Annotated in this window: 2 protein-coding genes; both read left to right on the top strand. The window is 29.6% G+C overall.

Annotation, left to right across the window (positions count from 1 at the left end; translation table 11 throughout):
- Positions 1-2,717: DUF11 domain-containing protein (locus GIL12_RS09680; RefSeq protein ID WP_163470272.1), on the top strand; the 2,717-nt coding region annotated here is incomplete at its 5' end.
- Position 2,718: 1 nt separating this feature from the next.
- Positions 2,719-6,204, top strand: a complete 3,486-nt coding sequence (locus GIL12_RS09675) for a hypothetical protein (protein ID WP_163470271.1) — start codon at positions 2,719-2,721, stop codon at positions 6,202-6,204.

The raw sequence follows: 6,204 nt of genomic DNA, 5'->3' as shown, positions 1-6,204 counted from the left end.
TTGTTTCAGGAGAAACAACTATAACAACAACTCATCCAAATGTTTCAGTAAATGCAATAGGAAAAGTTACTTCAACTACCTTTGATATTAAAAAAGGTGAGAAAATAACTTTCCAAATAAAAGGAACAGTAAATGAAAATGTTGTGGGAGATATAAAAAATACAGCAAGTTATATACTAGATGGAGTAACAATAGATGGTAATGAAGTAACTACAGAATCAGAAAAGGCTACTATAGTATTAACAAAAGAGGCCCTAGTAGACGATGATCTTAAGGGATATATTCCTGGAGAAAAGATAAAATATAAAATAACTATAGAAAATACAGGAAAAGGATTTGGGGACAATATAAACATAACTGATGAAATTTCAGGAATACTAGTAGATACAGTTGATGGAAGTGCAGTTGCATTTAGCGAAAATGATTGGGAATGGACAAAGGAAACAGAGGAACTTCCAAATGTTATTCAAAATCTAGTTCCCCTTAGAGGAAAGGATTTAGATATAGATGTGGATATAGAAAGTGGTAAAACCCTAACACTTTATGTTGAAGGAACTGTAAATCCAGATGCCTATGGAGATATAATTAATACTGTTACAGGTAAAAATGGAGAAGATGTTATTCCTCCAGCAAGCGCTACCTTTATTCCTTCAAGATCAGAAGTTGTAATGACTCACACAGTGGATAAGGATGTATATGTTCCAGGGGATTACTTAACATATACAGTAACCTTAGAAAATAAAGGACCTGGTCCAGCTAATGGTGTTGACTTTGAAGATAATTTAAAAGATATAATTGTTAAAACTACTAATGATGATGAGACAGCCTTTGATTTATCAACTATTGAAATAGTATCTTCAAGTATTGATCCTGAAGTAACTCAATCAGAACCTTTAAAATTAGAAGATGGTAAATTAACATCTTATATTGAAAATATGCCTAAAGATGGTAAAGTAACCTATGTATTTAAAGCTAAAGTTAGAGATGATGCAGTTGGTGAAATTATAAATAAAGCAGCCTTTGAATATACAGATAATGATGGAACTTTTAAACCATTTGACGAAAACAGTATAGAAGTTGAAACAAAACCAACAAATGCAGAAATTACAATAGCAAAGGAAGTTGATACTGAAGAATACATTGCAGGGAAAGACTTAACATATACTGTTACATTGGAAAATACAGGAACAGGAAATGCTAAAAATATTGAGTTAACAGATAAGCTATCAGAAATTCAAGCTGAATATGTTGATGGAACAACAGGAGATGTATTTGACTCTTGGAAGATTACACATGTTATTACTAAAAATTCAACTTTAGTAACAGATGTTACAAGTGTTTCTTCGTATGATGATTCTGATGATTCAACAGAAGATTTAGATGCATTAGTAATTGATATGGCTCCAAGTGATAAGATTGAATTTACAATAGTAGGAAAAACAAATGCAAAGGTAAAAGAAGGAGCAGTTAATACAGCAAGTTTTGAATATGAGAATAATGATGGAACTTTAGAAAAAGGAGAAGCTACAACAAAGGAAAGTATCCCATTATTAAATGATGGTGAACTTCTTTTAACTAAAACAGCCTTGAAAGAAGAAGTTGAACAAGGGGAATTTGTAGAATATGAAATTATAGTTAGAAATGTAGGGGAAACATATTTTTATAACTTCTTTGTGGAAGATAAAATCCCAAGTGGATTTGAATATGTGGAAGATACTACAGAAATGACTAGAGATGGTAGTGACGAAACCTTTGATACAGCTGATGATATTCTAGTTACAGGGGAACCTGTTGTTGGAAGAACAGTTAATTTTAGTAAGGTTAACTTAGCTCCAGGGGAATCTCTAAGAATAAGATATTTATTAAAAGTAAGCATAGGAACAACTTTTGGACAGTATAAAAATACAGCTTATGCACTTATTGATGGAGAACTAGTTTCAAATGAAGATTCAGCCATTGTAATTGTAACACCTGATGAGCTATTTGACACAGCTACAATAATTGGAAAAGTTTTTGAAGATATAAATGGAGACGGTTATCAAGGATTAGCAACTGCAGAAAAAATAAAAATCAAAGGTGGAATAACAAAGGACTATATCCCAAATTCATTAACTGTAGAGAAAAACAATGTAAAATTAAAATTAAATGAAAAAACAAACTCTCTTGTTAAAGGAATTATAGTGAATAAGTTAAATGGTATTTCAAAAAATAAAGTTATAGAAAAAAATGATAAATTAACATTGAGATTTTTAAGTAAAAGTAAGGATTGGTCACCTACAGAAATATCAACAAAGGCAGGAACTAATATATTAATTGATAAGTTTGGAAATATTAAAACTACCTATACAAAGGATAAGAAAAAGGGACTTAGTCAAGAAAACTTACTTGTTACAAGAAATACATATAAAAGTAAAAATAAAAATATCTATCTTCATGAAATAAAAATAGAAAATATAGGTGTTTATGAAGAAGGAATTCCAGGAGTAAGACTAATAGTCTTAGATGGAGTAGTTGTAGAAACAGATGAATTTGGTAGATACCATGTTCCAGATAAATGGGTGCTAGATAAAAAAGGTGAGAATTTCCTAGTAAAAGTAGATAAGGCATCAATTCCTGATGGAATGGAAATAATTACTGAAAATCCTTTAGTTAGAAGAATATCTCCTAATGGATTAAATAAATTTAACTTTAGTTTAAAAGAAAAGGAGGTAAAATAAGATGAAGAAAAATAAACTACTTATATTATCTATTTTAATCTTAGCCTCTGGTAAAGCAAATGCAATTAATGAAGATTATACTTTAATTGAAAGCAAAACTAATAATGCTCAAATTGAAAAACATAGTGAATCTTCAGGAAATAGAATTTATTTAAAAACAGGTGGAGCTATTTGGGCAACTTCAGATATATCAGAAATAGATCCAGAACTTATTTTAACTGTTGATGATGAGGTTGTTGTAAAAAGAGGTAAGTTAGAAAAGGAAATTAGTTTTTCTGTTCAATGTAATTATGGAAACTATATTGACCACTGGAAACTTGAAATTTTTGGAGAAGATGACGTTAATTTGTCATCTCCTCTAAAAACAATTGAAGAAAAGGTTTTATACAACAGTATGAATATTAAATGGGATGGGAAATATGATGGTAATTACAAATTAAGAGCAGGACATACTTTGCTATTTAGGTTAACAGCCTATGATGAAGAGAATAACTTTGATAAAACAAATACAGGTATAATTAACCTAGTAAGTAAAGAAACAGAAATAGATTTAAGTGATTTTGGAGAAGATGATTCAAAGGAATATGGAGAAGCTACTTTAAAATCTCACAACATCAAAGTTGCAACAGGGGTAGTTAGATTTACAGGAAGTAATTTATCAAGGGTTGATACAGTTGATGTGGGGGATAATTCCTATGATGTGGATAAGGAAATGTTCTCAGAGGAAGAGTATTATAAAAGTGGAGAATATGAAAAACCAATTAAAGTTAAGTATGAAAATGGAGAAACACAAGAATATACTATAAAGTTCAAAGTTAAGAAAAAACACTATATCCAAACAGGAATAGCAGATTTTTATATAGGGAAAAACAAGGTCAGTGGAAACAAAGAGCTTTTAAGTGTTGATGATGAATATGATGGAACTACATATGACAGTGGTCGTCTTTCTTATTTTGGGATTGGGAAATTAAGTGATAGAATGTCAGTTGTAGCTCAAGTTGATACAAGGGCTAATAAAATTTCAGATATGTTTAAGGATTTTACAGATGAGGATAATGATTCTATATTTGAAAGATTAGATGATGACAATAGTTTTTATCCAACTTATGGTGACGATTCCTATATAAGATACGAAGCAAATACCCAAGGAAAAATGTATTTAAATGTAAATTATGATAAGTCAAACTATACTTGGGGTAATTATAATACAGGACTTACAGGTACAACATTTAGTCAATATGACAGAAGCTTGTATGGGGCAAAAGTAGATTATAGAAGTAATGAAACTACAACTTATGGTGATGACAAATTAAATGTAATAGGTTTTGTTTCCAGTCCAAATTTAATTTCTTCCCATGAGGAATTTTTAGGAACTGGAGGAAGTTTATACTTCTTGAAAAATGGTGATGTTTCAGAGGGAAGTGAAAAGGTTTATATAAAATATATAAATGAAGATACTGGTCTTACTGAAAAAACTGTGTATTTAGAAGAAGGAAAAGATTATGAAATAGATGAATATCAAGGAAGAATAATATTAACTAAACCTTTATCAGATACATCAACTTCTAATGAAAGTTCAATAATAACAACTAATTTAACAAATGAATATAAAAATTATTTAGTAGTTGATTATGAATATATTCCTTCAGGAACAGATGAAATAGATAGTTCAATAGCTGGTGGAAGAGTTAAGACTTGGGTACATGACAGCGTTGGTATAGGAGCTACCTATGTTAAGGATACAGAAGATAGCACTGATTACACTATGCAAGGTGCTGATTTAACTTTAAAACTTAGTGATAACAGTTTTGTAACAACTGAATATTCAAAATCAGAGGGTACTCAACAAACAAGTAATTTATTCTCTTCAAATGGAGGTTTAAGTTTTAGAGAAATAACAAATCCAGTTGATGAAGATGAAGGGGGAGAAGCTAAAAGAGTTTATGGAGTTTTAAACTTACATGATGTTTCTTCTAATTACTTTAAAGGATTTGGAAGTGAAATAAGATTTTGGTATGAGGATAAGGATGCTAATTATTCCTACGCAGATCAAGATGATAATTTACACTGGGAAAACTATGGTACTGAGATTATTTTAAGACCAGATACTAAAAAACAAATTAAAATTTCCAAAGTTTCAACAGTTAAAAAGGATTTATTAGGAGATAAAGTTAAGGATCTTGAAGAAACAAGTGTTTCAATGGAATATTCTTTAACAGAGAAAACTTTAGTAGGAGTTGAAGTTGCAGAAATTAAAGAATTAAATGACGATGACAAATATGGAACAGGGGATCTTCTAGGAGCTAAAATAGAGCATGATTTCACAGACAATATATCTGTATATGCAAAGGCTCAAACTACTCTTAACAAGGATGACAACTATGAATCAAATGATTTATATACATTAGGTGGAGACTTTGACATTACTGATGATTTAAATTTAACTTTAGAAGGTGCCACAGGGGATAGAGGAGATACAACAGATACTAAATTAACCTATGATGTAACTGATGATTACAATGTTTACGTTGGATATACAAGTGAAAGTGGAGATACAAATGAAGATACAACAACATTTGGTCAAAGTATAAATATAACAGATAAAGTTGAATTTTATCAAGAAAATCAATTTGTTAGAGAAAATAATGATAAAGGAAATACTAATTCATTTGGTTTTGACTATGACAGAACAGATGATTACACTATGGGAGTAGCCTTTGGAATTGGAGAAATTGAAGCTGAAGATGACACAGATGATGTAAAAAGAAAATCATTAAGTGTATATCATAAAATTGATTTTGATAGAAGTATTATTAAAAACAAATTTGAATACATAGAATACAAGGGCACAGAAAAAACAACTGAATATGTTACAACAAATAGTATAAGCCATAAATTTTCAGATGAGTATAGAATAAGTGGAAAGTTTAATTATTCTATATCTAAAAATAAAACCTTAGACCAAACTTTAGAAAGATATTTAGAATCAAATATAGGGTTAGCTTACAGACCATCTTTTACAGATAAGTTAAATATGTTAACAAGATATACTTTCTTAATCGATGAAAGCGATACAGACAGAAATGTAAGTTATGAAGATGAAAAAAGTCATATATTTGAATTTGAAAATATTTATTCATATAATGCTAGGTTGGATTTAGGATTGAAATTAGCTTATAAACATAAAGAAAGTATTTATGATAGAGCCTCAGGATCAGAATACAGTACAAAAACTAATATATATCTAGTTGGTTTAAGATCAACATATAGAATTATGAAGGATTGGGATATATTTGGAGAATATCACTGGAAAGTGGATAGAGAATCAGATGATGTGAGCCAAGGTGCAATTCTTTCAGTTCAAAAATATATAAGTGAAAATTTAAGATTAGGAGTGGGATATAATTTTTCTAAGTTTGATGATGACTTAAGAAGAGATGATTATGACTCTCAAGGATGGTTTATAAATATAGTAGGTGTATTTTAA

It is taken from the genome of Fusobacterium sp. IOR10 (assembly GCF_010367435.1).
Lineage (GTDB): Bacteria > Fusobacteriota > Fusobacteriia > Fusobacteriales > Fusobacteriaceae > Fusobacterium_B.
Note: the sequence above shows the minus strand (reverse complement) of the source record. Positions and strands in the feature narration are given on the sequence as shown.